Consider the following 22089-nt stretch of genomic DNA (forward strand, 5'->3'; position numbering starts at 1 on the left):
CTCCTTGACCTGAATGGAGGGCGGTTAGGCCCAGCGACGGAAAATCAGCGAAGTGTTGACCCCGCCGAAGGCGAAGTTGTTGTTCATCACGTACTCGTGGTGCATCTGGCGGAATTCGCCGCGCAGGTAGTCGAGCCTGCCGCAGTGCGCGTCGACCTCGTCGAGGTTGAGCGTGTGCACGTACAGGTCGCGGTTGAGCATTTCGATGCTGAACCACGACTCCAGCGCACCGCAGGCACCGAGGGTGTGGCCGAGGAAACTCTTCTGCGAGCTGATCGGCATGTGTTCGCCGAACAGGCTGCTGGTGGCCAGGGTTTCGGCGATGTCGCCCTGTTCGGTGGCGGTGCCGTGACCGTTCACGTAGCCGATGGCGTCCGGCGTCAGGCCGGCATCCTCCAGGGCCAGTTCCATGGCGCGGCGCATGGTGACCTGCTCGGGGCGGGTGGTGTGCTGGCCGTCGGCGTTGCTGCCGAAACCGACGATTTCCGCGTGGATCCGCGCACCCCGGGCCAGCGCGTGTTGCAGTTCCTCGAGCACCAGCATGCCGCCACCTTCGCCGATCACCAAGCCATCGCGAGCCTTGTCGTACGGGCGCGGGCTGGTGTGCGGGGCATCGTTTTTCAGGCTGGTGGCGTACAGCGCGTCGAACACCATGGCCTCGGTCGGGCAGAGTTCTTCGGCACCGCCGGCGAGCATCAGCGGCAGGCGGCCGAACTTGATCGCCTCATAGGCGTAGCCGATGCCCTGGCTGCCGCTGGTGCAGGCGCTGGAGGTGGGGATCAGCCGTCCGGTGAGGCCGAAGAAGATGCTGATGTTCGCCGCGGTGGTGTGCGGCATCATCCGCACGTAGGAGTTGGCGTTGAGGCCTTCGGCCACCGAGTTGAGCAGCATGTTGCCGAACGCCTTGATTTCGTCGGTACTGCCGGTGGAGGAGCCGCAGGCCACGCCCATGCGGCCGTCCTTGATCGATGCGTCGCCGAGCAGGCCGGCATCGGCCAGGGCCTGTTCCGCGGCGCCGACGGCCAGGCGCGAGACGCGACCCATGCTGCGCAATTGCTTGCGCGTCCAGTGGGCCGGCACGACGAAATCATCGATAGGCCCGGCCAGGCGCGTGTTGAGTTCGCTGAAGCGGTCCCACTCGTCCATCCGGCGGATGCCGCTGCGGTTGGCCGCGAAGTTGCCGGCGATGGTGTCCCAGTCGCTGCCCAGCGAAGTGATGCCGGCCATGCCGGTGACGACGACGCGCTTCATCAGCACAAGCCTCCGTTGACCGCCAGCACCTGGCGGGTGATGTACGACGCTTCCGCCGACATCAGGAAATTCACCGCGCCGGCCACTTCTTCAGGGCTGCCCATACGTTGCGCGGGGATCATTTTCAGCAGTTCTTCCACCGGCACGTTGTCGTCGAGCATGGCCGTGTCGATCAGGCCCGGGGCGACGCAGTTGACAGTGATTCTGCGCTTGGCCAGTTCGATCGCCAAGGCCTTCGCCGCGCCGATCACCCCGGCCTTGGAGGCGCTGTAGTTGACCTGGCCACGATTGCCGATCAACCCCGACACCGAGGTGATGCAGACGATACGCCCGGCGGCGCGGCGGCGGATCATCGGCATCATCACCGGGTGCAGCACGTTGTAGAACCCGTCGAGATTGGTGCGCAGGACCACGTCCCAGTCGTCATCGCTGAGCGCCGGGAACGCGCCGTCGCGGGTCAGGCCGGCGTTGAGCACCACGCCGTAGTAGGCGCCGTGGGTTTCGACGTCGGCTTCGAGGACGGTTCTGCAGGCTTCGCGGTCGGCGACGTCGAATTGCAGGATTCGCGCCTGGCGCCCCAGCGCCTGGATTTCGCCTTGCACTGCCTGCGCCTCGGCCACGCCGTGGCGGCAATGCAGGACGAGGTCATGCCCGGCCGCAGCCAGGCGCAGGGCGATGGCGCGGCCGATGCCACGGCTGGAGCCGGTGACCAGGATCGATTCAGTCATCGTGCGACTCCTTGGATTGTTGAAGGTATTGGCTGGCCTGCGGCGGACGGAACACGTTGAGCCGCGCACTGGCCTCGATGCCGGGGGCCGTGATGTGGCACTCGAAGACCCCCATGCCGTTGTCGTCTTCCAGCGAGCGGAGGCCATGGATGGTCAGCTCGCTGCCGGCCGGGAACGCCTCGACGTTGCAGGTGAACTTGCGCGTGCCGAGCAGAAAGCCGAGTTCCACCGGATTGCCTTTGTGCCGCGCATGGCAACCGGCGAACGCGGCGACACTCTGCGCCATCAGCTCGACGCCGACCCACGCCGGCAGGCTGCCGTCGGGCAGGTTGAACAGGCCGTCGGGCCTGACCGTCAGGCAGGTGCGGATCTGCTCGTCGTCGAAGGCGAGGATGCGGTCGATCAGAATCATGTCGCCAGCGTGGGGCAGCAGTTCGGCGAGCGGCCAGTCGTTCATGGGGCGTCTCCGATAATCAGGCTGACGTTATTGCCGCCGAAGGCAAACGAATTGCTCATCAGGTAGCGCGGTGCAATGGACGCCAGGCGGTCGCTCGCGGTCACCCATTGCAGTGCCGGCAGGGCCGGATCGGCCTGGCCGTCCCAGATATGCGGGGGCAAGGCCTGGTCGCGGTTGTCGGCGCTCAGGCTCAGCCAGCAGAACGCCGCCTCCAGTGCACCGGCGGCGCCGAGGGTGTGGCCGGTCAGCGGTTTGGTCGAGGAACACGGCACGCCCTGCGGGAACAGCGTGGCGACCGCCAGGCTTTCCATGGCGTCATTGTGCTGGGTGGCGGTGCCGTGCAGGTTCAGGTAGCTGATCTGCGGCGCTTGCAGCTGCGCGCGATCCAGCGCCTGCTGCATCGCTTGTAAAGCGCCGCGGCCGTTTGGCTCCGGGGCGGAAATGTGATGCGCATCGGAGCTGGCACCGGCCCCCAGCAGGGCGATGGCCGGGCCGGCGCCGCGCTGTCTGCTCATGACGAACAGCACCGCGGCTTCACCGATGTTGATGCCGTTGCGGTTGCGCGAAAACGGATTGCAGCGCTCGGCGGACACCGCTTCCAGTGCACTGAAACCGTTGAGGGTCAGTTTGCACAGGCTGTCGACGCCGCCGCACAGCACTGCGTCGCACAGCCCCAGGTCAAGCAGGCGCCGGGCGCTCATCAGGGCCCGGGCGCTGGAGGTACACGCCGTGGAAATCACGTAGGCCGGGCCGCTCAGTTGCAGCCAGTCGGCGAGGAACGTCGCCGGCGCGCCGAGTTCCTGCTGGCGGTAATCGTAGTCGGCCGGGAACTGCTGGTCGCGGATGTAATGCGCCAGGCCACGGCTGGCTTCGTCGATGCCCGACGTGCTGGTGCCGAGCACGACGCCGACGCGAGCGCGACCGTAGGTGTGGATCGCCTGGTCGATGTCGGCGCGAATCTGCAGCGCCGCTTCCAGCAGCAACTGATTGTTGCGGCTGGCCTGCTCCGCCAGTGCCGGCGGGATCGGCGCCAGCGCGTCGTGCACGGCGGCCACCGGCACGGCGCGGTCCGTGACCCAGCCGGCCTCGTGGCGCATGCCCGAGCAATCGCCGGCAAACAGGTTACGTGCCACTTGCTGTTTGTCGCGGCCGAGGGCGCAGATCACGCCGAGGGCATTCAGATAGGCGGTCATGGCGTCGACGCTCCGAGCGGGGAGACGCGATAGTGCGGGCCTTGGGGCAGGTTCAATTGAAAGCTCAACGGTTGGCCATAACGGATGGTCCAGCGCCCCGGCAGGGCACGTTGCTCGCCCTGTTGTTGCGCGGCGGGGTAATTATGCGCCAGCTCGGCGGGCGGAGTCAGGGCGAACAGCAGCGCGGCAAACAGCTCACGGGCCTCTGGATTCGGCGGCAGCAGGCCGTCCGCCTGCCAGTGACCGTCGATCAGCATCTGCCGGGCCTGGGGAATTCCCAGCGGGTCCATCAGCGACCAGCGGATGCCCGGCCCCTCGCGCTGGATCACCAGCAACCAGTCCTGACGTTGATCGGCCTGTTGGCGTTCGATGTGCAGTTGCAGCGGCAAGGGCAGCGTCGGGTTGTCCACAGGCAACGGCGCCTGGCTGGCGCAACCACTGAGCAGGGCCGTTACCAACAATGCCAGCCACACCACAAACCCTGTGGGAGCGGGCTTGCTCGCGAAGGCGTCGGCACGTCCGACATCAATGTCAACTGACCCACCGCTTTCGCGAGCAGGCCCGCTCCCACAGGTTATGTGCAACATCAGTAATCCTCAGCCAAAGGCTTGCGCGCCACGACATTCACCAACGTCTCCTCACGCTCGCCAAACGGCTTCGGCCGGCGCAATCCGAATCGCTCCAGCAGGCCGAAATCCTTCGCCCGGCTCCACCACAGGTACGGGTAGGAGACGTTCTGCTCAGTGAACTGAAACCCTTGCTGGCGAATCATCTGCAGGTACTGCGCGGCACTCTTTTGCACGTGCATCGGGTGGCGGAACAGCCAGCGGATCACCCAGGTATCAATGTAGGCCTCGGTCGACTCCGCGAACAGCAGATAACCGCCCGGTTTCAGCACGCGGTAGAACTCGGCGAGGGCTTTTTCCTGCTCGACCAGATGATGGAAGGTCTGGTGACAGAACAACAGGTCGACGCTGGCGTCCGCCACGTCGAGGTTCGCGCAGTCGCTGCCGATCAGTTCGACGGCGAAACCCTGGCGCGCGGCTTCAGCGGCACTCAGCTCCAGGCTGTGCGGGTCGGCATCGACGCCGATCAGGCGCTGCGGGGCGAAGGTCTGCTGCAGATGGCGGAACGACTTGCCCTGGCCGCAACCGGCGTCCAGCAGCACCGGATTGGCCGGCAACCCGGCGCTGAACAAACCACGCAGATCGTTGATTGCCACGCGCAGCACGTGGTGCTGCCAGGTGTGGCTGCGCAGGAACCAGAAGCCGAACCGGGTTTCCGCGACGTAGCTGTCGCTCAGGTAATTCATGGGGCGTCCTTGGCACAGAGGGCGGAAATCATCTTCAACCGGCGGCGTGCTTCGCTGACGAACGGGTTGCGTTCGTCCCAGGCGTAACCGGCAAGGATCGAGCAGATCATGCGGCGGATGTCGGCGGAGCCCTGCTCATGGAAAATCACGTCCTGGAACGTGCCGGCGTACCAGCCTTCGACGTAGCAGCGGAACGTGTCGACGCCGCGTTTCAGCGGTTCGGCGAACTCGCTCTGCCAGTCGACGGCCTCGCCCTGCAACTGCCGATGCAGCACGCTGGCAGCCATGCTCGCCGAGCGCATGGCGATGGTCACGCCGGAGGAGAACACCGGGTCGAGAAATTCCGCCGCGTTGCCCAGCAGGGCAAACCCCGGGCCGTGCAGGGTCTTGACGTTGGCCGCGTAGCCACCGAGGGTGCGCGCCGGGGTGTCCCACACGGCGTTGTTCAGCACCTTGGCCAGGCTTGGGGTTTCGGCGATGAAACCGCGCAGGCAGGCATCGAGGTCGGCGTCGCGCCCGGAAAAATGTTCCGCGGCCGCCACCACCCCGACCGAGCAGCGGCCGTTGCTGAACGGGATCGTCCAGAACCAGATGTCGCGCTCCTCGGGATGGGTGGTGACGAGGATTTTCTCGCGGTCGAACGCCGGGTGGTCGATGTGATCTTCGACGTGGGTGAACACCGCCTGGCGCAGTGGGAAATTCGATGGGGCTTCCAGATCGAGCAAGCGTGACAGCACGCGGCCGTAGCCACTGGCATCCAGCACGAAATCGGCTTCGACGCAGTACGCGCTGCCATCTTCGCGCTGAACGTGCAGCTGCGGTCTGGGCTGTTCGAAATCAGCACTGACGATGGCGTCGCCGTAGCGGATTTCCGCGCCTTGCAACGCGGCCTGATCGGCCAGCAGCTTGTCGAAATCCGCGCGCTGCACCTGGAACGTGGTCGGTTTGCCGGCGCTGAAGGTGTCGCTGAAATCGAAGGCGCTGTAGCGCTCGCCCCAGGCGAATGCGGCGCCGGTCTTGCGCTGGAATCCGGCGGCGTTCACCGCGTCGAGCATGCCCGCTTCCTCGACGAAATCCAGACAATGGCTGAGCAGGCTTTCGCCGATGGAAAACCTTGGGAAATGCTGGCGTTCGAGCACCAGCACATCGTGGCCCTTGCGCTTGAGCAGCGCCGCGGCAATGGTCCCGGACGGGCCGGCGCCGATGATCACCACCTGGCGGGATTGCATTTCAGCGATTGGCACGCGAGCTCCTTGGCGGGACGGCAATGGTCTGCACGGATGCGCGGTGCAGGCCGGTCAGGGCCGGCAGCAACGTCGCGATCAGGCCCATCAGCATCAGCGCGAAGTACAACGGCGCACTGATCAGCTGTTGGTGCAGCAACAGGTTGAGGAAGACGATTTCGCTCAAGCCGCGAATGTTCAGCAGCACGCTTTCGCGCCAGCGGCTGGCGCCCGCGAACGACGCCCCGGCCCATCGGAGGCCGAGCCAGTTGCCGAGCAGCTTGCTCGCGATCGGCAACAGCAGCAATGCCGCCCACTGGCCCACGCTCAGGCTGCCGAGGGCGCTGTGCACGTCGATCTGGACGATGCCGAAAGTGAGGATCAGCGGGATGGCAATCCACGTCTGCAAGCGGCTCATCCAGCGTGCCGGCAACGGCAGCACCAGCGGCACCTTGAGCGCGGCCATGCACAGCAGATAACCGATACCGAAAATCAGCGCGTTGAGCTTGTAGTGTTCGGCCAGCACCAGCAGCGCGAAGAAGCCCAGGCTGTAGGTCAGTGGCCGGCGAATGCCGAACAGGCGCAACAGCAACGGCACGCAGGCCAGGCCCAGCGGCAGCAGCAGACTGCTCAGGTGCAGGCTGCCCTGGGCCAGGCCAAACAGCGTCCAGCAGGTCAGGTCGATGAGGATGGCGGTCTGCACCAGGCGCCGGGTGGCGGCGGGCGGGTAGTCGATGTGGCGCAGGTACAGGTACAGCACCGGGATCGCGGTGATGGCGAACACCAGGCCGATGGCCAGCGAATTGAGCCACGGCTGCGCCGGCAACAGCCAATACGCCGCCGCAAGACCGCAGACGAACGGCACGGCGAAACTCGGCACGGCGATTTTCACGCTCTGGCGATCCAGGCGCAGGTCGATCACGTCGCTGAGGATGTGCCCCAGCAGCACGGCAAAACTCAGGCTGTAGAGGTTCTTCAGCCACGCCGGTGCGATCAGTTGCGCGCCGCTCAGTTGCCAGCCCGGTTCGATCCAGAAGTACATCAGCAGCGGCAGGCCGAAGCTGGCCAGCAGCAACTGACTGACAATCGGGATCAGGCTGAAATGCCGACCGACGCGGGTGGCCACGGCGAACAACGCCAGGGCCAGCAGCCAGAATCCGCCGACCATCATGCTGCCGGCTCCGCGACGGCGCTGGCGTGCACATGACGCCCCGCCCACGGCGCCAGCATGAAGCTGAACGCCAGGCCGAGGCTGACCGCCAAGCCGAAGTTGCTCACCGCCGGGGTGCTCGACACCGCCAGCAGGCCGAACGACAGCCAGGTGGTCACGGCCGCGAGCAAGGTCCCGAGCAGGCTGACCGCCGCGCCGCCCACCTGCTCGCGCATGAGGATGGCGTAGTCGACGCTGATCGCCGTCACCAGCAGCAGACCGAACAGGCTGAACAGGGTCAGCGGCTGGCCGAGCCAGCCGAGACTGGCCAGGCTGCACAGCGCGGCGAGCAGCGGCAGGGCGACGATGCGCAGCGCGCCACCGACGCCGAACGGCAGGATCAGCACCAGCACGATCAGCACGCAGGAGGCCAGTTTCAGCTCGGCGGCGCTGATCTGTGTCTGGGCGAAGACTTTGTTCAATTCGCCGAGGCGATCGACCAGCGTCACCCCGGGCAGATCCAGCGCCTGCACCCGCAGCAGGGCCGGGTTGTTCAGGCCTTGCAGGCTGACCATCGCTGCCACGCCATCGCCGGTCGGACCGAGCCACAGGGCGCGGTAGGGCTCGCCCAGCGGCCCGGCCAGTGCTGCGTCGATGTCTTCGAGCGGCAGCGCCTGCAAGCGTGTCAGCTCTGCTTGCAGGGCCGCTTGCGGCACGCCGAGTTCGAGCAAGGGCTGCCAGAAGCGTGGCAGGCTTTGCAGCGCCTCACGCACCTGCGTCTGCTGAGCGGGCGGGCTGACCAGTTGATTGAGCGCCAGATAACCCTGCAATTTGTCGAGGTTGACCAGTTGCTCCAGGCGTTCGCTCAGCGCCGCCTGACGCTCGAGCAGTTGCTGCTGGTCGGCGGCGCGCACCAGGAAGAACTGGCTGGTGGGCTGGTAACCGGTGATGCGTGCGATGGCCTGTGCTTCGTCGGTCAGGCGTTGCGGCGCACCGACCCACTGGCGGATGTCGTTGCGGGTGTCGAGTTGCAGCAGGCCGCCGACGCAGAACGCGATCAGCAGCGCCAGCAGCACCGGCGTGCGCACATGGCGCAGCAGTTGTTCGCGCCAGCGCAGCAGACGCTCGGCCAGGGTCAGCGGCCATTGCGCCGGACGCAATTGGAGGTTGGCCAGCAGCGCCGGCAACAGGCACACCGCCGCCAGGTAGGCGCCGAGCAGACCGGCGGCAGAGAACACGGCGATCTGCGTCAGCGCCGGGAACGGCGTCCAGGCCAGCGCCAGGTAGCCGATGGCACTGGTGAGCAGGCTCAGCGTCAGCCCGGACACGGTCAGGCGCAGGGCCGGCCAGCTGCGCCAGGGCTTTAGGCTCCAGCTCTTGGACAGGTAGTGCAGCGGATAATCCACCGCCACGCCGATCAGGCTCGAGCCGAGCACCAGGGTCATCACATGCATATGGCCGAACAGTGCCACGCAGGCGACCATGCCGAACAGCATGCCGACCAGCACCGGGATGAAGGCCAGCAGCACGCGCCAGCGGCGGAAAGCGAGCAACAGCAGCAGGAGAATGCCGAGGGTGGCGCCGCCACCGACCCAGGTCATCTCGCGGGTGGCCTGCTGCTGCCCGTTGGCCGCGTACAGCAGGCCACTGGCGGCGAGCAGTTGCACTTCGGCGCGTGCCGCCTGCTCGCGGCTGTGTTGCAGCAGCGCGGCGACCTGCAGCGGCAGGTTCATGTCGAAGGCATTGCCGGTGGTGCGTGCGCGCAGCAGCACCCAGTGCTTGCCGTCGGCCGCGGCGATCAGTGCGCCGCTGCCGATGTCCAGTTGCACCGAGCCGTGCTGCGGCTGGCTGTTCTGGATGCGTCCGGTCAGGCCCAGCCAATCGTCCTCGCTCGGCACCAGGCTGAAGCCGCTGAACGGGTCGAACAACGCTTGCACCCGCTGCTGGATAAAGGCGTCCGGGTGATCGATCAATTGCTGACGATCCTGCGCCCCGAGCATCGCCAGGCGTCCTTGCAGCAACTGCGTGCGCAGGGCGGGCAGATCGGCCTGCAGGTTCCACTGCACTTTTTCAAACAGCCCGCTGGCCTGCCATTGCTCGCCGAGGGTCTGGGCCATGGCGATGGCTTGCTGGCGATCGCTGTGGCCGACCAGCACCAGCATTTCCCGGTTCAGCGGTTCCTGCATGCGCTGCTCGGCGCGCAGTTCGAGGGCGTCCGGGTGGGTGCCGGGCACCAGTTCCATGAGGTTGGCCGACAGCGGTGCACCGTCGCGCCACTGCCAGGCGCCCAGTGCGGCAACGGCCAGCAGCAGGATCAGAAACAGCCAGGGCAGCCTGCGTTCACTCGGCAAAGTCATGTTGCTCCGCGTCGCTCAATGGCTGCCCGGCGGTGCTGTCCTGCATGCGCAGTACGGTGCTGTCGCCCTGGGTTTCCAGCAGCTCGATGGTGTTCACTAACGTGCCGCCGCTGATATTGATCTGATTGAAGACCTGCTTGAGCAGCACCGAGCGCGGCGTCAGGGTCAGTTGCCATTGCTGCGCATCGCCGCTCAGGGCCAGTTCGAAATCCCGTTGCAGGCCACTGCTGTCGCCTTGCAACACCGCGAGGAACAGTCGGTTCTGCTCGGCCCCGGCGCTCTTGTTCGGCAGCAGTTGCCAGCCATTGGCGTCACGCCGGGCGATGCCCTTGGCGCTGATGCGGTAGTCCTGCTGCAGCGGGGTTTTCAGCAGCCACAGCAGGCCGTGGTTTTTCGCCAGGACAAAACTGCCCTTGCTGATCAGCGGCTGGGGCAGGGCGCGCAGGTGCTTTTCCTGGATGAACTGGCCGTGGATCACGTCCGGTTTCGCCAGTTGAGCACTCAGCTGTTGCAGGTCGAAGGCGTTGGCCAGCGACGACAGCCCCAGCAACGCCAAGGCCCCGAGGAATTTCACAAATATATTCATCGCAGCATCCTTTCCACAGCATCGGTGAAGACTTTCGGCGAAGCGAGTTGCATCTCGCGGTTGCTCACTTCGACAGCGACCTGCACCGAACTGGCGCGGGTCAGGCGTTCACCGGTCTGGGCGTCGGTGATCAGGTAGTGAATCTTCAGGCGGTTTTCCCATTCCACCAGACTGGCGCGCACGTTCAGCCGCTGCCCGAACACCGCGCCGCGCACGTAGCGCAGTTGCAGGTCGATCACCGGCCAGGCGTAGCCCGAATCGACCATGTGCTGGTAGTTGTGGCCGATCTTGTCGAGCAGCGCGCAACGCGCCACTTCCAGGTATTTGACGTAATGCCCGTGCCAGACCACGTGCATGGTGTCGACGTCAAAGAACGGCACGAGGATTTCCGTGTCGGCGTGCAGCACTCCGGCGCTACGCATGCAGCCTCCAGTGTTGTTCGGCGATGCGTTGCAGGCACAGGCGCAGCTCGCCCTCCAGCGCGCGGTCTTCGATGACCGGCGGGAAGTCCTTGGCCAGCTCTTCGTGCATGGCCGCCAGCGAAGGTGGCAGCGGTCGCGCATTTTCATCGCGACCCCGCAACCACACGCCCTGATTGGCCGCGAGCAGCGTGGCGGCGGCGACCTGTTCGGTCAGCTCCAGCACGCGGATCGCGTCGCGGGCGGCGATGGTGCCCATGCTGACCTTGTCCTGGTTGTGGCACTCGGTGGAGCGCGAGAACACGCTGGCCGGCATGGTGTTCTTCAGCGCCTCGGCGGTCCAGGCGCTGGCACCGATCTGTACCGCCTTGAAGCCGTGGTTGAGCATTGCCCGCTCGGCGCTGGCGCCGGACAGGTTGCTCGGCAGGCCATGGTTGTAGCGTTCGTCGACCAGCAGCGCGAGCTGGCGGTCGAGCAGGTCGGCGACGTTGGCCACGAGGTTTTTCAGGCTGTCCATGGCGAACGCGATATGCCCGCCGTAGAAATGCCCGCCGTGCAGCACGCGCTCGGCTTCGGCGTCGATGATCGGGTTGTCGTTGGCGCTGTTGAGTTCGGTCTCGATGAACGCACGCAGCCAGTTCAGGCTGTCGGCGAGTACGCCGAGCACATGCGGGGCGCAGCGCAGCGAGTAGCGATCCTGCAAGCGATGCAACGGCGCGGTCGGGGCGTCGATCGCCAGGTCCTTGCGCAGCCATGCGGCAACCTGCAATTGCCCCGGGTGTGGCTTGGCGGCGAACAGGCGTTCGTCGAAGTGCTCCGGATTGCCCTGCAACGCCACCACGTTCAACGCGGTGATGCGCGTGGCCAGTTGCAGCAGGTAATCGGCGCGGGCGTAGGCCAGGCAGGCGAGGCCAGTCATCACCGCGGTGCCGTTCATCAGCGCCAGCGCTTCTTTCGGGCGCAGCACCAGCGGTGTCCAGCCCAGTTCGCGGTGCACGTCGGCAGCCTGGCGGCGCTCGCCACGGAACAGCACTTCACGCTCGCCGGAGAGGGTGGCCGCGACATAGGACAGCGGCGTCAGGTCACCGCTGGCGCCGACCGAGCCTTCTTCCGGAATCAGCGGCAGGATGTCGTGTTCGAGGAAGGCGTGCAGGCGTTCCAGCAGTTCCATGCGCACCCCGGACACGCCGTGGCACAGCGACTGCAAACGCGCGGCGAGCACCGCGCGGGTGGCCTGCGCGTCGAGCAGTTTGCCCAGGCCACAGCCATGGAACGTGTACAGGTGGCGGGGCAGGGCCTCGACGTGGTGCAGCGGCACCGCGACCACGCAGGAGTCGCCGTAACCGGTGGTCACGCCGTAGATGACGCCTTCCTTGTCCAGCAGCGAATCGAGGAACCGCGCGCCCTTGGCGATGCGTTCGCGATAGTCGGCGTCGCTCTGCAGCTGCACGGGCGCCTGACGGTTGGCCAGGGCCAGCACGTCTTCGATGCGCAAAGGGCGTTCGCCGAAAGTTACCGGCTCAGGGATTGGCGTCGTCATCGGTCTTCCAGAAAGGGTAAAAGTTGAACCATTGGCGTGGCGCTTCGAGGCAATAGTGACTCAGGCGCTGGGCATAACGGCTGGCCCACTGATGAATGACCTGCTCGCGCTCGCTGCGCTTCCACGCCACGCTGTCGGCAAACGGTTCGAGAGTCAGGCGATAGTGGCCGTCCGGCTGTTTCAGGCACATCAGCAGATTGACCGGGCATTTCAGCAGACCGGCGAGCAGCCACGGACCTTGCGGGAACGCAGCCGGGTGGCCGAGGAAGTCCACGGTGACACGGCGGCCGCCATGCAGCGGCACGCGGTCGCCGGCAATCGCCAGCCATTCGCCGCGCTCCAGGCGTTCGTGCAGTTGCAGCATGATCACCGGGTCGAGTTCGCTGACCTGGATCAGGCGCAGATTGGTCGCCCCGGCCTCGCCCAGCAGACGGTTGAACTGTTCGGCATGCTTGGTGTGCACCAGCACGTTCATGGTGACCTTTTCGCCGATCTCCGCCAGCGCCCGGCACACCTCGAGATTGCCCAGGTGCGCGCCGACCAGCAGTTGCCCGCGACTGCCGCGCAACTGATCGCGCAGCAGCGCCGGGTCGATGATTTCGATCTGCTCGATGCGCAGCTTGCCGTTCCACACGTCGAGCTTGTCCAGCAGCGAGTCGGCGAAGGCCATGAACTGGCCGAACACCCGCCCATGGCTCGGGCGCAAATCGTCGCGGCCGCTCCAGGCGGCCAGCCGCTGCTGGTACTGCCAGGCACTGCGCCGCGCGGTGCGGCCGCACAGGAAGAAGTACAGGACGATGCCGTACAGCAGCGGGCTCAGCAGGCGGCGGCCGAGGACTCTGGCGGCGAACGCGGTGAATTTCATCAGCAGGAAACTGCCGCGCTCTTCGCGGTCAGCCCAGTGCTTGCGGTCAGTGTCGACGCTCATGCCCGCCACCGTCGCCATAGGAGCACCGGCAAGCGCAGCAACATGCCGAAGAACAGCCGCGTGTGCATGCTCGAAATCAGCACGTTGTCGTGGAACAGGCGAAAGTGCGACACGCCGTCCAGCGGGTAGTGCACGCTGGTCTGCAGCCAGCGCATCGGCTGGTTGCGCCAGGCCAGGCGCACGAGGATGTCGGAGTCGAAGTCCATGCGCTTGCCGACCCGCGCCGTGTCGATCACGGCCAGCGTCGGGCGCAGTGGATACACGCGAAAGCCGCACATCGAATCGCGAATCTGCAGCGACAGGCTGTTGATCCACACCATCACGTGGGTCAGGTAGCGTGCGTACAGGCGCCCCTTGGGCACGCTGGCGTCGTACAGCGGGTAGCCGCAAATCAACGCCTGCGGATGCGCGCGGGACTCGTCGAGGAAACGGCGCACGTCCTGCAAGTCGTGCTGGCCGTCGGCATCGACCTGCAGGGCATGGCTGAAGCCGAGCCGCGCGGCTTCGCGCAGGCCGGTCATCACCGCGCCGCCCTTGCCCTGGTTGGCGGTCAGCCGTACCAGCTGCACGTTGTCGCGTTCGGCGAGCAGGTCCAGCACCCGGGCGCAGGACTGGCGGCTGGCGTCGTCGACCAGAATGCACGGCAGACCCTGGTCGAGCAGGGCGTCGACCACGGTGGTGATCGCGGTTTCATGGTTGTAGACCGGGATCACGGCGCACGGCTTATGCATCGGTCGTCCCCAGCAGAATGCGCCCGCTGGAGCAGGTGGCCGTGGCATTGCGATAGGCGAAATACAGCTTGCCGCGCTCGGCGTCGAAGCGCAGGTGCAACTGGACTTCATCGCCGGGACGCACCAGTTGCTGGAACTTCAGCACTTCCATGCCGGCGAATGCGCCGGTCAGGTTCAGCAGTTGCCGAGCCAGGTCAAGCGCCCACTCCACCTGCACCACACCAGGCAGCACCGGGGCCTTGGGGAAATGCCCGCTGAAGTAGGCCAGATCTGGCGGAACGCTCAGTTGCAGGCTCCATTCGCCATCGGTCTCGGTCTGTTCGAGCACCTGCGGCGTCTTTGGTCGAGGCGCCAGCAGCAGGGCTTCCACGTCGGCCTGGGGCAGTTTGCCCTGGGCATTGAGCGGCAATTGCCGCAACAGGCGCCAGCGCCGTGGCAGGGCCAGGGTCTCGCAATGCTGGGCGAGGTGGCGGCGCAGGGTTTCACAGAGGTGGCGTCGGCCGTGTTCGCGCAAGGCAAACAGCCCGGCGTCGCTGAGCACCAGCAAGGCGCCGAGGGACGCGCGGTTTTCCTGCACCACGCCCAGGCGCGCTTCGGCGACCCAGTCGTGGGCAACCAGCGCCTGTTCGAGCATCGGCAGGGAGATGCGTTTTTCTTCCAGTTTGACGATCCGGTCCAGCCGCCCGAGCAGTTCGAAGCGCCCATCGGCGGCGATGCGCGCGGCGTCGGCGGTGTGTTCGACATGGCCGGCGGGCAGGTACGGCGAAGCGATCAACAGGGCGCCGTGCTCATCCTGGCTCAGCTCGACGCCGGCGAACGGTTGCCACAGCGCCTGGCCCTGACGCCAGGCGATGCCGCCGGTTTCCGAGCTGCCGAGGATTTCCGTCGGCCACTGCTGCAGACGTCGGTGCAGGCTCTGCGCCGCCTCGAACGGCAGCGCACCGCCGGAGGAAAACACCCGGCGCACGGCGCTCAGGGCCGGCCAATCGAGGTTGTCGCCCATGCGCTTGAGCAGCGCCGGGCTGGCCACCCAGGCGAATGCCGGGTGCTCGCGGCTGGCGCGTTGCAGGTCTTCGGGAAACGCCAGTTGGCGGCGCAGAAACGGCCGTCCGGCGCACAGCGGCCAGAGCACGCGAAACAGCAAGCCGTAGATGTGCTGGGTGGCGACGCTGCCAATGATCCACGCCTGACCCAGCTCGGCGCCCCACAGGTGCTCGAGGGCTTCGACTTCGTTGGCCAGTTGGCGCAGGGTCTTGTCGATGCGCTTGGGTTCGCCGCTGGAACCGGAGGTGCACAGGCTCAGGTGGCAATGGTCGAGGTTCAGCTCGGCGGCGGTCAGCGGCGCCTGCTGCAGATCGATCAGCTGCGCGTCGTCGCTGTGATCGGTCAGCCACAGATCAACCTCGGCCGCCCAGCGCTGGCGGGTCTGCGGCTGCAGATCCGCCGGCAGCAGCACGCTGACCCCGGCACGCCAGGCGCCGAGCAGGGCGACCGCCAGTTCGGCGGCGTCTTCCAGGTGCACGGCCATGCGCTGCACGCCACGCGCCTGCAGGCCCGCCGCCAGGCCCAGGGCCTGTTCACGCAGTCGGGCATGATCGAGTGCCGGCGCGCAGGTGACCGCGCGGGCCGGCAGTTCCTTGAGCAACAGCTGCTCAAGTCTTATCCAGTTCATGGGTGACCTCTTACCCGTTGTCGTATCAGCCATTCAATGGCAAACATCAGGCCGATCAATCCGTAGGAGATCAGGCCGGTGTACAACATCCACCAGTGCAGCGGCGCCCACAGGGTCAGCAGCGCGGCGCACAGACCGTTGCAGAAGAAAAACACGCTCCAGGCCACCGTGACCTGGCGCGTATAGCGGATCGCCGCGGGCGGCAGCTGCGGCTCGCGCAGGCGCGCCAGGCGCTCGACCATCGGCGGTCCGTAAAGCAGGCTCAGACCGAACAGCGCCAGCATGAAGCCGCTGATCAGCACCGGGTACCAGCGCAGCAACAGCGGACTGTCGAACGCCGCCAGCAGCAGGCAGAACACGATCGCCACGCCAGCCATCCACAGGCTGCCGGGCTTGCGCTCGCCGGTCAGCGCGCGGGCCAGCCACAGGCTGCCCAGCAGCAGGCCGAATTGCCACGGCGCGAAGTGCTCCATGCCGAAATACACCGCAAAGGGGTACAGCAGGCCGGCCAGCAGCAGGCCGAGGCCGATCAGTCGGCTCATGCGGCCGGTTGAACCAGACGGTAGACCGCCTCGACCACGTCGCTGACAGTGCGCACCGACTTGAATTCTTCGGCGGCGATTTTCTTGCCGGTCTGGCGTTTGATGTGATCGATCAGGTCGACGGCGTCGATGCTGTCGATTTCCAGGTCCTGATACAGGTTGGAGTCCAGGCTCACACGCGCCGGGTCCAGTTCGAACAGCTCGACCAAGGCATCGCGCAGGGTGTTGAAGATGTCGTCACGAGTTTGCATGGTCCGGTCTCAAGCTGCCTGTCTGGCCGTGACGAAAGCCGCGAGGCTCGCCACGTTGGTGAAATGGTTGCGGGTGTCCTTGGCGTCGGCGTCGATCTTGATGCCGTACTTTTTCTGGATGGCCAGGCCCAGTTCCAGGGCGTCGACGGAGTCCAGGCCCAGGCCTTCGCCGAACAGCGTCTGCTGGTCGCCAATGTCGTCGACGCTGATATCTTCGAGGCCCAGGGCATCGATGATCAGCAGTTTTATCTCACGGTGCAGATCGCTCATCTTCGGCGAGCTCCTTGATGAAGTAGGTGTGCAAATAGTCGTTGAGCTTGCGCGAGGCCTGCGGTGCCGGGCCTTGCGCGGCGAACGCCTGTGGGTCTATATCGGCCCCGACGCGAAAACTGAAATGCACGCGGCGGTGCGGGATCCGATACCAGGGTTCGGCCTTGGTCAGGGTGGTCGGGCTGACCTTGATGATCACCGGGGTGAGGATTTTCGCACCCCGCAGGGCAATGGCCGCGGCGCCCCGATGAAAGGCGGGCGCCTGGCCCGGTTGAGTGCGGGTGCCTTCGGGGAAAATGATCAGCGTCTGGCCGCTCTGCAAGGCTTCGGCGGCGGTGTCGAGCATGTCCATGCTGCCGTCGTTGCTGATGTATTCGGTGCTGCGCAGCGGGCCACGGGTGAAGGGGTTTTCCCACAGGGTTTTCTTCACCACGCAGTTGGCGTGGCGCACCAGGCCGATCAGGAACACCACGTCGATCAGCGACGGGTGGTTGGCGATGATCATCTGCCCGGGCCGGCCGAGGCGTTCGGCGCCCTGGATGTCATAGGTCAGGACGCCGGTGCGGGCCATGAACCGCACGAAGAACCAGAACAGCCGACTGACGGTCAGCCGCGCCCGTTGCCGGTGGGCGCGGGCATCGCCCGGCAGGCAGGCGAGCAGCGGAAACACCAGCAGCCGCAGGCAGAGTCCGCCGAGCCCGAACAGGGCGAAACTGGCGGCGGTGGCCAGCAGGCGCCAGTAGTAGGCGTCGCGGTGTTTACCGCTCACGGGTTGCGTTGCCAGGTCCATACACGATTTTTCCAGGCATGTTGGCAATGGGTTTGCTGGCCGAGCAGGGCGCGCAACAGATTCAGCGCGTGGGGCCAGTGCGCCTTGGACCGTGCTTCGGGGGTGCTGTTCAGGGTCAGCCGCCAGTCGGTACCGGGGGTCAGCAACAGGCCGACCGCGTAGGGGAACGGCACGTCGTCGATCCACGCCGAATAGGCCTGCGGCGGTTGTTCTTCGGTGATCACCAGCAACACCGCCGGTGCGCCCTCGGCGAGCAGGGCGGCGGCTTCGAGCATGCCGTGTTCGAGACCGTCGCCGGCGGCGGCGAGGGCGGTCATTTCGCTGGTTTCGCCGCGCATGATCGACCACAGGCCGATGATCGCGTTGTGCACCGACAGGCTGAACTGGGTCGGCGACAGCGGCTGTTCGTTGGCCAGGTCACTGAGAATGTCGAAGGTGCGTGGGGTTTCGCCGTGCCGCGAGACGAATACCAGCGGCAGGTTGTCGCGACCCTCGGCCAATGGCCAGCCGACACTGAATGCCATCCGCGCCAGGCGGCTGAGGCGACGGCGCTGCATGGCCGGCAGGAACGACACATCGGGCGCGGCGTCGCTGCTCGGGAGCACCTGCGGTTCGCGGCTCCAGGCCTGCCAGGCGTCCACGCTGTCGAGCCCGGGGGCCCACGCGCGCCATTGGGCGATGTTGAAGTTGATCACGGACATTCATCCCGCCCCTGCGGGCATCATTGACGCGGTAGGCCGCCAAAGCCATCGCCGAGCACCGCCAGCGGTACTGGAGGTGGCGTGGCGCGTGGCGCCGGGTGGCGCGCATTATCCCGGTGCGACGAGTGTGTAGCAAATGCTGGTTACATTTTGCGCAACGAAATGTACCGAGTGGTTCGTCGAGAAACTGTCACTTGGCCATTATGCAGGTCTGGATCAGGCTGTCTGTCGGGCATATCGGCGATCAACGGCAGTCTTTACCGGGAGTGCCCGCCGATATTTACCTCAGACCGTGTAGTCCGCGTCCGTGAAGGTAGCGAAGCGGGGCTGCGCACCACTACACTCGGTCATTCTTTGATACACGGAGGTTTTGTCATGCGGCGCGTGGTGTTCAATCAGAAAGGTGGCGTGGGCAAATCCAGCATTGCCTGCAATCTGGCGGCGGTCAGCGCCAGTGAGGGCTATCGCACGCTGTTGGTCGATCTCGATGCCCAGGCCAACTCCACTCAGTACCTGACAGGGCTCACCGGTGACGACATACCGATGGGCATCGCCGACTTCTTCAAGCAGACCCTGTCATCGGGGCCGTTTTCGAAGAAGAACCAGGCCGATATCTACGAAACCCCGTTCGACAACCTGCACATCATCACCGCCACCGCGGAACTGGCCGACCTGCAACCCAAACTCGAGGCCAAGCACAAGATCAACAAGCTGCGGAAGTTGCTCGATGAGCTGAGCGAAGATTACGACCGCATCTACCTCGATACGCCGCCAGCGCTGAATTTCTATGCGGTATCGGCGCTGATTGCCGCTGATCGAGTGCTGATTCCCTTCGACTGCGACAGCTTCTCACGCCAGGCCCTGTACGGCCTGATGGCGGAAATCGCTGAGCTCAAGGACGATCACAACGAGGGGCTGGAAGTCGAAGGCATCGTGGTCAACCAGTTCCAGGCCCGCGCCAGCCTGCCGCAGCAGATCCTCGACGAGCTGATCGCCGAAGGCCTACCGGTGTTGCCGGTGTATCTGGCCAGCTCGGTGCGCATGCGTGAGTCGCACCAAGCCAGCATGCCGCTGATCCACCTCGATCCACGCCACAAGCTGACCCAGCAATTCGTCGAGCTGCACAATCTGCTCGAAGACGCCTGAAACCGGACGCGCGCAGCGGGGATGTGCGAGGTGTCAAATCCCTTGGCTGCGCAGCCAGCTCAGCAGTTGCGGCAAGGGCAACGCCCCGCTCTGGCGCGCGACTTCGCGGCCGTTCCTGGACAGGATCAGGCTCGGAATCGAGCGAATCCCCAGTTGCGCCGATAGTTGCTGATTTGCCTCGCTGTCGAGTTTGGCCAACCGACACTTGCCCGACAGTTGCGCCGCCGCCTGCTCGAACACCGGCGCGAATGACTTGCACGGCCCGCACCAGTCCGCCCAGACGTCGACCAACAGCGGCAGATCGCCCTTGATCTGGCTGGTGTAGTCGCCTTGCTTGAGTTCGAACGGCTTGCTCAACAGCACTTCGGATTTGCAGCGCCCGCACTTTGGCTGATCGCCTAGGCGTTCCGCGGGGATGCGGTTGAGGCCGTTGCAGGTGGGGCAGGGGATGAGGAGTGGGCTGGTCACGATTGTTACTCAATGAGAAGGTCAATGAGAGTGATCTGGAGGCTAACGCCGCATTGATCAACGTATTGAATGGTCACACATCTTCCGCGATCAGTCTCCAAACGATGACTAGTCTGAAAACCAAATCTGAGTTTTCAACGCTCGTCGTGAGGAGGTCGCCTTGTCTGTATCTGCGTGCTACTTTTGTTGCACAAATCAAAAAATTGGCAGTCTTGATGCTTTGGATAGGAGTGACTTCATGTCCGTAACCTCCAGGATTCGCCGTCAGGGCGGTGCTGCCGTCATTACGATTCCACCGACACTTTTGAAGCTGCTGCACCTGGAAGTAGGAGCGCAGCTCGAGCTGAATGTGGTCGACGGCGAGTTGATTGCACGGCCGGTAACGCCGCTTGCTCGCAAGCGTTACAGCCTGGCTGAGCTGCTTGATGGTGCTGATCAGTTGCAGTATCTGAACGCCCAGACGGCTGAGGCGCGTGAAGGCGAGGCCGTTGGTCGGGAGTTGGGTTGATGGTGCGACGACAGCCCCCGCAACGTGGAGATGTCTACTGGATCGATCCCAATCCTGTCGCTGGACGGGAAATGATGAACCGGCACCGCTTTGTTGTGATCACACCTCGCGAAATCAATGCGCTCGGTGTGAGCATGATGGTTCCCATAACCAGTGGCGGCAACTTCAGCAGGAGCTCTGGTCTGGCCGTAACCATTGCCGGACACGACACTAATGGTGTCGCAGTGTGTAATCAAATCCGAAGTTTTGATATCGAACAGCGTGTGCGGGACGGAAGCGCCAGCTTCATCGAGCGACTGGATGATGTGACGATGGCCGACATTGTTGCCCGTGTTATCAGCGCCATTGATCCATTGGACTGAGTCACGTCAGGACGAGCAACTGATCTCCAGATGCTTGCCCCACTCCGGCGGCCGCTCGGCATAGCTGGCCATCCCCGGTTGTTCTTCGAACGGCTTGCTCAGCACCGCGTGCAGCCGGCGTACTTCTGAGTAATCGCCTTGCTCGGCGGCATCGATGGCCTTCTGTGCCAGGTAGTTGCGCAGGATGTACAGCGGATTGACCGCGTGCATCCGTGCGCGGCGCTGCTCCTGGTCGGGATGGCCGTCCCGTGCTACCCGGGCGACATAACGCTCGCCCCAGGCATCGAAGCCTTGGATGTCGACGAAGTCATCGCGCAGCCGGGCCACGGCCTGTTCGGCCGCCTCTTCGCCCAAGCGGCGGAAGAACAGCGTGTAGTCGACGCCGCTGTTCTGCATCAGTTGCAGCAGGTTTTCCAGCAACAGCTGATCGTCGTCCTCGGCCGTGGTGAAGCCGAGGCGGCGGCGCATCAGGTCGAGGTAGTGGGCCTGGAACAGCGGCAGATACAGGCCGAGGGTCTCGCGCAGGGCCTCGACGCTGATGAACGGCGTCAGGGCCTGGGCCAGGGCGCTGAGGTTCCACTGACCAACCGGTACCTGGTTGCTGAACGAGTAGCGGCCCTGGTCGTCGGAATGGTTGCAGATGAAGTTGGCGTCGAAATCGTCGAGAAAGGCGAACGGGCCGAAGTCGAAGGTGATACCGAGGATCGACATGTTATCGGTGTTCATCACACCGTGACAGAACCCGTAGGCCTGCCACTTGGCGATCAGTTCGGCATTGCGTTCGACGATTTCGCGGAACATCGCCAGGTACGGTTCCGGCTGCTCCAGACACTCGGGGAAGTGCATGGCCAGCACATGCTCGCCAAGCAACTTCTGCTGCTCGGGACGCTTGGTGTAGTAGAAATATTCGAAATGGCCGAAGCGGATGTGGCTCGGTGCCAGGCGTAGCACCATCGCTGCGCGCTCCTGTTTTTCCCGCCACACCGGGGTATCGGAGCCGATCACGCAGCCCGCGCGCGAAGAGGGAATGTTCAGCGCATACAGGGCTTCGGAGGCGAGAAATTCGCGGATCGACGAACGCAGCACCGCGCGGCCATCACCCATGCGCGAGAACGGCGTCTGTCCGGCGCCCTTGAGGTGCAGGTCCCAGTGTTCGCCGGCAGCGTTGTACACCTCGCCCAGCAACAGCCCGCGACCATCGCCCAGTTGCGGTGTATAGCCACCGAACTGATGCCCGGAATAGACCATCGCCCGTGGTTCGGCATCGGCCCACAGCTTGTGGCCGCCGAACAGCTCGGCGAACTCCTGGGTCTCGGCCACTGCCGGATCGAGGTCGAGCAATGCCAGGGCGGCGGGGCTGGCCACCACCAGGCGCGGGTTGTCGATGGGCTCGGGCAGCACATGGGCGGAGAACGCGTCGCCGAGGCGGGCGAAGCGATTGTCGAAGGTCAGTTCGTCGAGGGCTTTCAAGGGCCGGCTCCAGCAGAATGTCCGAGCATTCTGC

At 65.2% G+C, this 22089-nt stretch carries 25 protein-coding genes; 3 read left to right on the forward strand and 22 right to left on the reverse strand.

What is annotated here, in order from left to right; translation table 11 throughout:
* Positions 1–24 precede the first annotated feature (24 nt).
* From QRN70_RS20540 to QRN70_RS20635, 20 genes are read right to left on the reverse strand one after another with little or no spacing between them, the layout of a single operon-like run.
* Positions 25–1251: a beta-ketoacyl-ACP synthase gene (locus QRN70_RS20540; protein ID WP_285419728.1), complete on the reverse strand. Its 1227-nt coding sequence runs from the start codon at positions 1249–1251 to the stop codon at positions 25–27.
* Positions 1251–1979, reverse strand: coding sequence for a 3-ketoacyl-ACP reductase FabG2 (locus tag QRN70_RS20545; protein ID WP_285419729.1), 729 nt, complete (start codon positions 1977–1979; stop codon positions 1251–1253). Before QRN70_RS20545 ends, QRN70_RS20540 begins: the two co-directional genes overlap by 1 nt.
* Positions 1972–2436, reverse strand: coding sequence for a hotdog family protein (locus tag QRN70_RS20550; RefSeq protein WP_285419730.1), 465 nt, complete (start codon positions 2434–2436; stop codon positions 1972–1974). The genes QRN70_RS20545 and QRN70_RS20550 overlap by 8 nt, the downstream gene beginning before the upstream one ends.
* Positions 2433–3629 (reverse strand): beta-ketoacyl-[acyl-carrier-protein] synthase family protein, encoded by a 1197-nt coding sequence (locus QRN70_RS20555; protein WP_285419731.1) that lies wholly within the window; start codon positions 3627–3629, stop codon positions 2433–2435. The genes QRN70_RS20550 and QRN70_RS20555 overlap by 4 nt, the downstream gene beginning before the upstream one ends.
* Positions 3626–4216 carry a hypothetical protein gene (locus QRN70_RS20560; protein WP_285419732.1) on the reverse strand — a complete coding sequence of 197 codons (591 nt, stop codon included), beginning with the start codon at positions 4214–4216 and terminating at the stop codon, positions 3626–3628. The genes QRN70_RS20555 and QRN70_RS20560 overlap by 4 nt, the downstream gene beginning before the upstream one ends.
* Positions 4216–4941 (reverse strand): class I SAM-dependent methyltransferase, encoded by a 726-nt coding sequence (locus QRN70_RS20565; protein WP_285419733.1) that lies wholly within the window; start codon positions 4939–4941, stop codon positions 4216–4218. Before QRN70_RS20565 ends, QRN70_RS20560 begins: the two co-directional genes overlap by 1 nt.
* Complete coding sequence (locus QRN70_RS20570) at positions 4938–6185, reverse strand: NAD(P)/FAD-dependent oxidoreductase (protein WP_285419734.1); 1248 nt, start codon at positions 6183–6185, stop codon at positions 4938–4940. Before QRN70_RS20570 ends, QRN70_RS20565 begins: the two co-directional genes overlap by 4 nt.
* Positions 6172–7335 (reverse strand): cation:proton antiporter, encoded by a 1164-nt coding sequence (locus tag QRN70_RS20575; RefSeq protein WP_285419735.1) that lies wholly within the window; start codon positions 7333–7335, stop codon positions 6172–6174. Before QRN70_RS20575 ends, QRN70_RS20570 begins: the two co-directional genes overlap by 14 nt.
* Positions 7332–9671, reverse strand: coding sequence for an MMPL family transporter (locus tag QRN70_RS20580; RefSeq protein ID WP_285419736.1), 2340 nt, complete (start codon positions 9669–9671; stop codon positions 7332–7334). Before QRN70_RS20580 ends, QRN70_RS20575 begins: the two co-directional genes overlap by 4 nt.
* A complete protein-coding gene (locus QRN70_RS20585; RefSeq protein ID WP_285419737.1) occupies positions 9655–10257 on the reverse strand; it encodes an outer membrane lipoprotein carrier protein LolA in 603 nt (200 codons plus the stop codon). Before QRN70_RS20585 ends, QRN70_RS20580 begins: the two co-directional genes overlap by 17 nt.
* The gene (locus tag QRN70_RS20590; protein ID WP_285419738.1) at positions 10254–10679 is read right to left on the reverse strand and encodes an acyl-CoA thioesterase; all 426 of its coding nucleotides are present in this window, start codon (positions 10677–10679) and stop codon (positions 10254–10256) included. Before QRN70_RS20590 ends, QRN70_RS20585 begins: the two co-directional genes overlap by 4 nt.
* Positions 10672–12216: an HAL/PAL/TAL family ammonia-lyase gene (locus QRN70_RS20595; RefSeq protein WP_285419739.1), complete on the reverse strand. Its 1545-nt coding sequence runs from the start codon at positions 12214–12216 to the stop codon at positions 10672–10674. The genes QRN70_RS20590 and QRN70_RS20595 overlap by 8 nt, the downstream gene beginning before the upstream one ends.
* Positions 12197–13144 carry a lysophospholipid acyltransferase family protein gene (locus QRN70_RS20600; RefSeq protein ID WP_285419740.1) on the reverse strand — a complete coding sequence of 316 codons (948 nt, stop codon included), beginning with the start codon at positions 13142–13144 and terminating at the stop codon, positions 12197–12199. The genes QRN70_RS20595 and QRN70_RS20600 overlap by 20 nt, the downstream gene beginning before the upstream one ends.
* Positions 13141–13875: a glycosyltransferase family 2 protein gene (locus QRN70_RS20605; RefSeq protein WP_285419741.1), complete on the reverse strand. Its 735-nt coding sequence runs from the start codon at positions 13873–13875 to the stop codon at positions 13141–13143. The genes QRN70_RS20600 and QRN70_RS20605 overlap by 4 nt, the downstream gene beginning before the upstream one ends.
* Positions 13868–15547 (reverse strand): acyl-CoA synthetase family protein, encoded by a 1680-nt coding sequence (locus QRN70_RS20610; protein ID WP_285419742.1) that lies wholly within the window; start codon positions 15545–15547, stop codon positions 13868–13870. Before QRN70_RS20610 ends, QRN70_RS20605 begins: the two co-directional genes overlap by 8 nt.
* Positions 15544–16089 (reverse strand): COG4648 family protein, encoded by a 546-nt coding sequence (locus QRN70_RS20615; protein WP_285419743.1) that lies wholly within the window; start codon positions 16087–16089, stop codon positions 15544–15546. Before QRN70_RS20615 ends, QRN70_RS20610 begins: the two co-directional genes overlap by 4 nt.
* Positions 16086–16340, reverse strand: coding sequence for an acyl carrier protein (locus tag QRN70_RS20620; protein WP_085701088.1), 255 nt, complete (start codon positions 16338–16340; stop codon positions 16086–16088). The genes QRN70_RS20615 and QRN70_RS20620 overlap by 4 nt, the downstream gene beginning before the upstream one ends.
* 9 nt (positions 16341–16349) lie before the next feature.
* Complete coding sequence (locus QRN70_RS20625) at positions 16350–16610, reverse strand: phosphopantetheine-binding protein (RefSeq protein WP_285419744.1); 261 nt, start codon at positions 16608–16610, stop codon at positions 16350–16352.
* Entirely contained in the window at positions 16591–17400 is an 810-nt protein-coding gene (locus tag QRN70_RS20630; protein WP_285419745.1) for a lysophospholipid acyltransferase family protein, read from the reverse strand. Before QRN70_RS20630 ends, QRN70_RS20625 begins: the two co-directional genes overlap by 20 nt.
* Positions 17376–18101, reverse strand: a complete 726-nt coding sequence (locus QRN70_RS20635) for a beta-ketoacyl synthase chain length factor (protein WP_285419746.1) — start codon at positions 18099–18101, stop codon at positions 17376–17378. The genes QRN70_RS20630 and QRN70_RS20635 overlap by 25 nt, the downstream gene beginning before the upstream one ends.
* 375 nt (positions 18102–18476) lie before the next feature.
* On the opposite strand from QRN70_RS20635, the gene QRN70_RS20640 reads away from it, so the two are divergent.
* Complete coding sequence (locus tag QRN70_RS20640) at positions 18477–19247, forward strand: ParA family protein (RefSeq protein WP_285419747.1); 771 nt, start codon at positions 18477–18479, stop codon at positions 19245–19247.
* 33 nt (positions 19248–19280) lie between these two features.
* On the opposite strand, the gene trxC is transcribed toward QRN70_RS20640, so the two are convergent.
* On the reverse strand, positions 19281–19715 hold the full coding sequence (gene trxC / locus QRN70_RS20645) for a thioredoxin TrxC (protein ID WP_285419748.1): 435 nt from the start codon (positions 19713–19715) through the stop codon (positions 19281–19283).
* Between the two features lie 238 nt (positions 19716–19953).
* Here trxC and mazE point away from each other — a divergent pair, with 238 nt between their 5' ends.
* Both mazE and mazF read left to right on the forward strand, forming a co-directional pair.
* Positions 19954–20223 carry a type II toxin-antitoxin system antitoxin MazE gene (mazE, locus tag QRN70_RS20650; RefSeq protein ID WP_285419749.1) on the forward strand — a complete coding sequence of 90 codons (270 nt, stop codon included), beginning with the start codon at positions 19954–19956 and terminating at the stop codon, positions 20221–20223.
* The gene (gene mazF, locus QRN70_RS20655) at positions 20223–20585 is read left to right on the forward strand and encodes a type II toxin-antitoxin system toxin MazF (protein ID WP_285419750.1); all 363 of its coding nucleotides are present in this window, start codon (positions 20223–20225) and stop codon (positions 20583–20585) included. Before mazE ends, mazF begins: the two co-directional genes overlap by 1 nt.
* Before the next feature lie 6 nt (positions 20586–20591).
* Here mazF and selO read toward each other — a convergent pair whose 3' ends face one another.
* On the reverse strand, positions 20592–22055 hold the full coding sequence (gene selO / locus QRN70_RS20660) for a protein adenylyltransferase SelO (RefSeq protein ID WP_285419751.1): 1464 nt from the start codon (positions 22053–22055) through the stop codon (positions 20592–20594).
* Positions 22056–22089: the final 34 nt, after the last annotated feature.

Origin of the sequence: Pseudomonas sp. efr-133-TYG-5 (assembly GCF_030209175.1) — a bacterium.
Lineage (GTDB): Bacteria > Pseudomonadota > Gammaproteobacteria > Pseudomonadales > Pseudomonadaceae > Aquipseudomonas.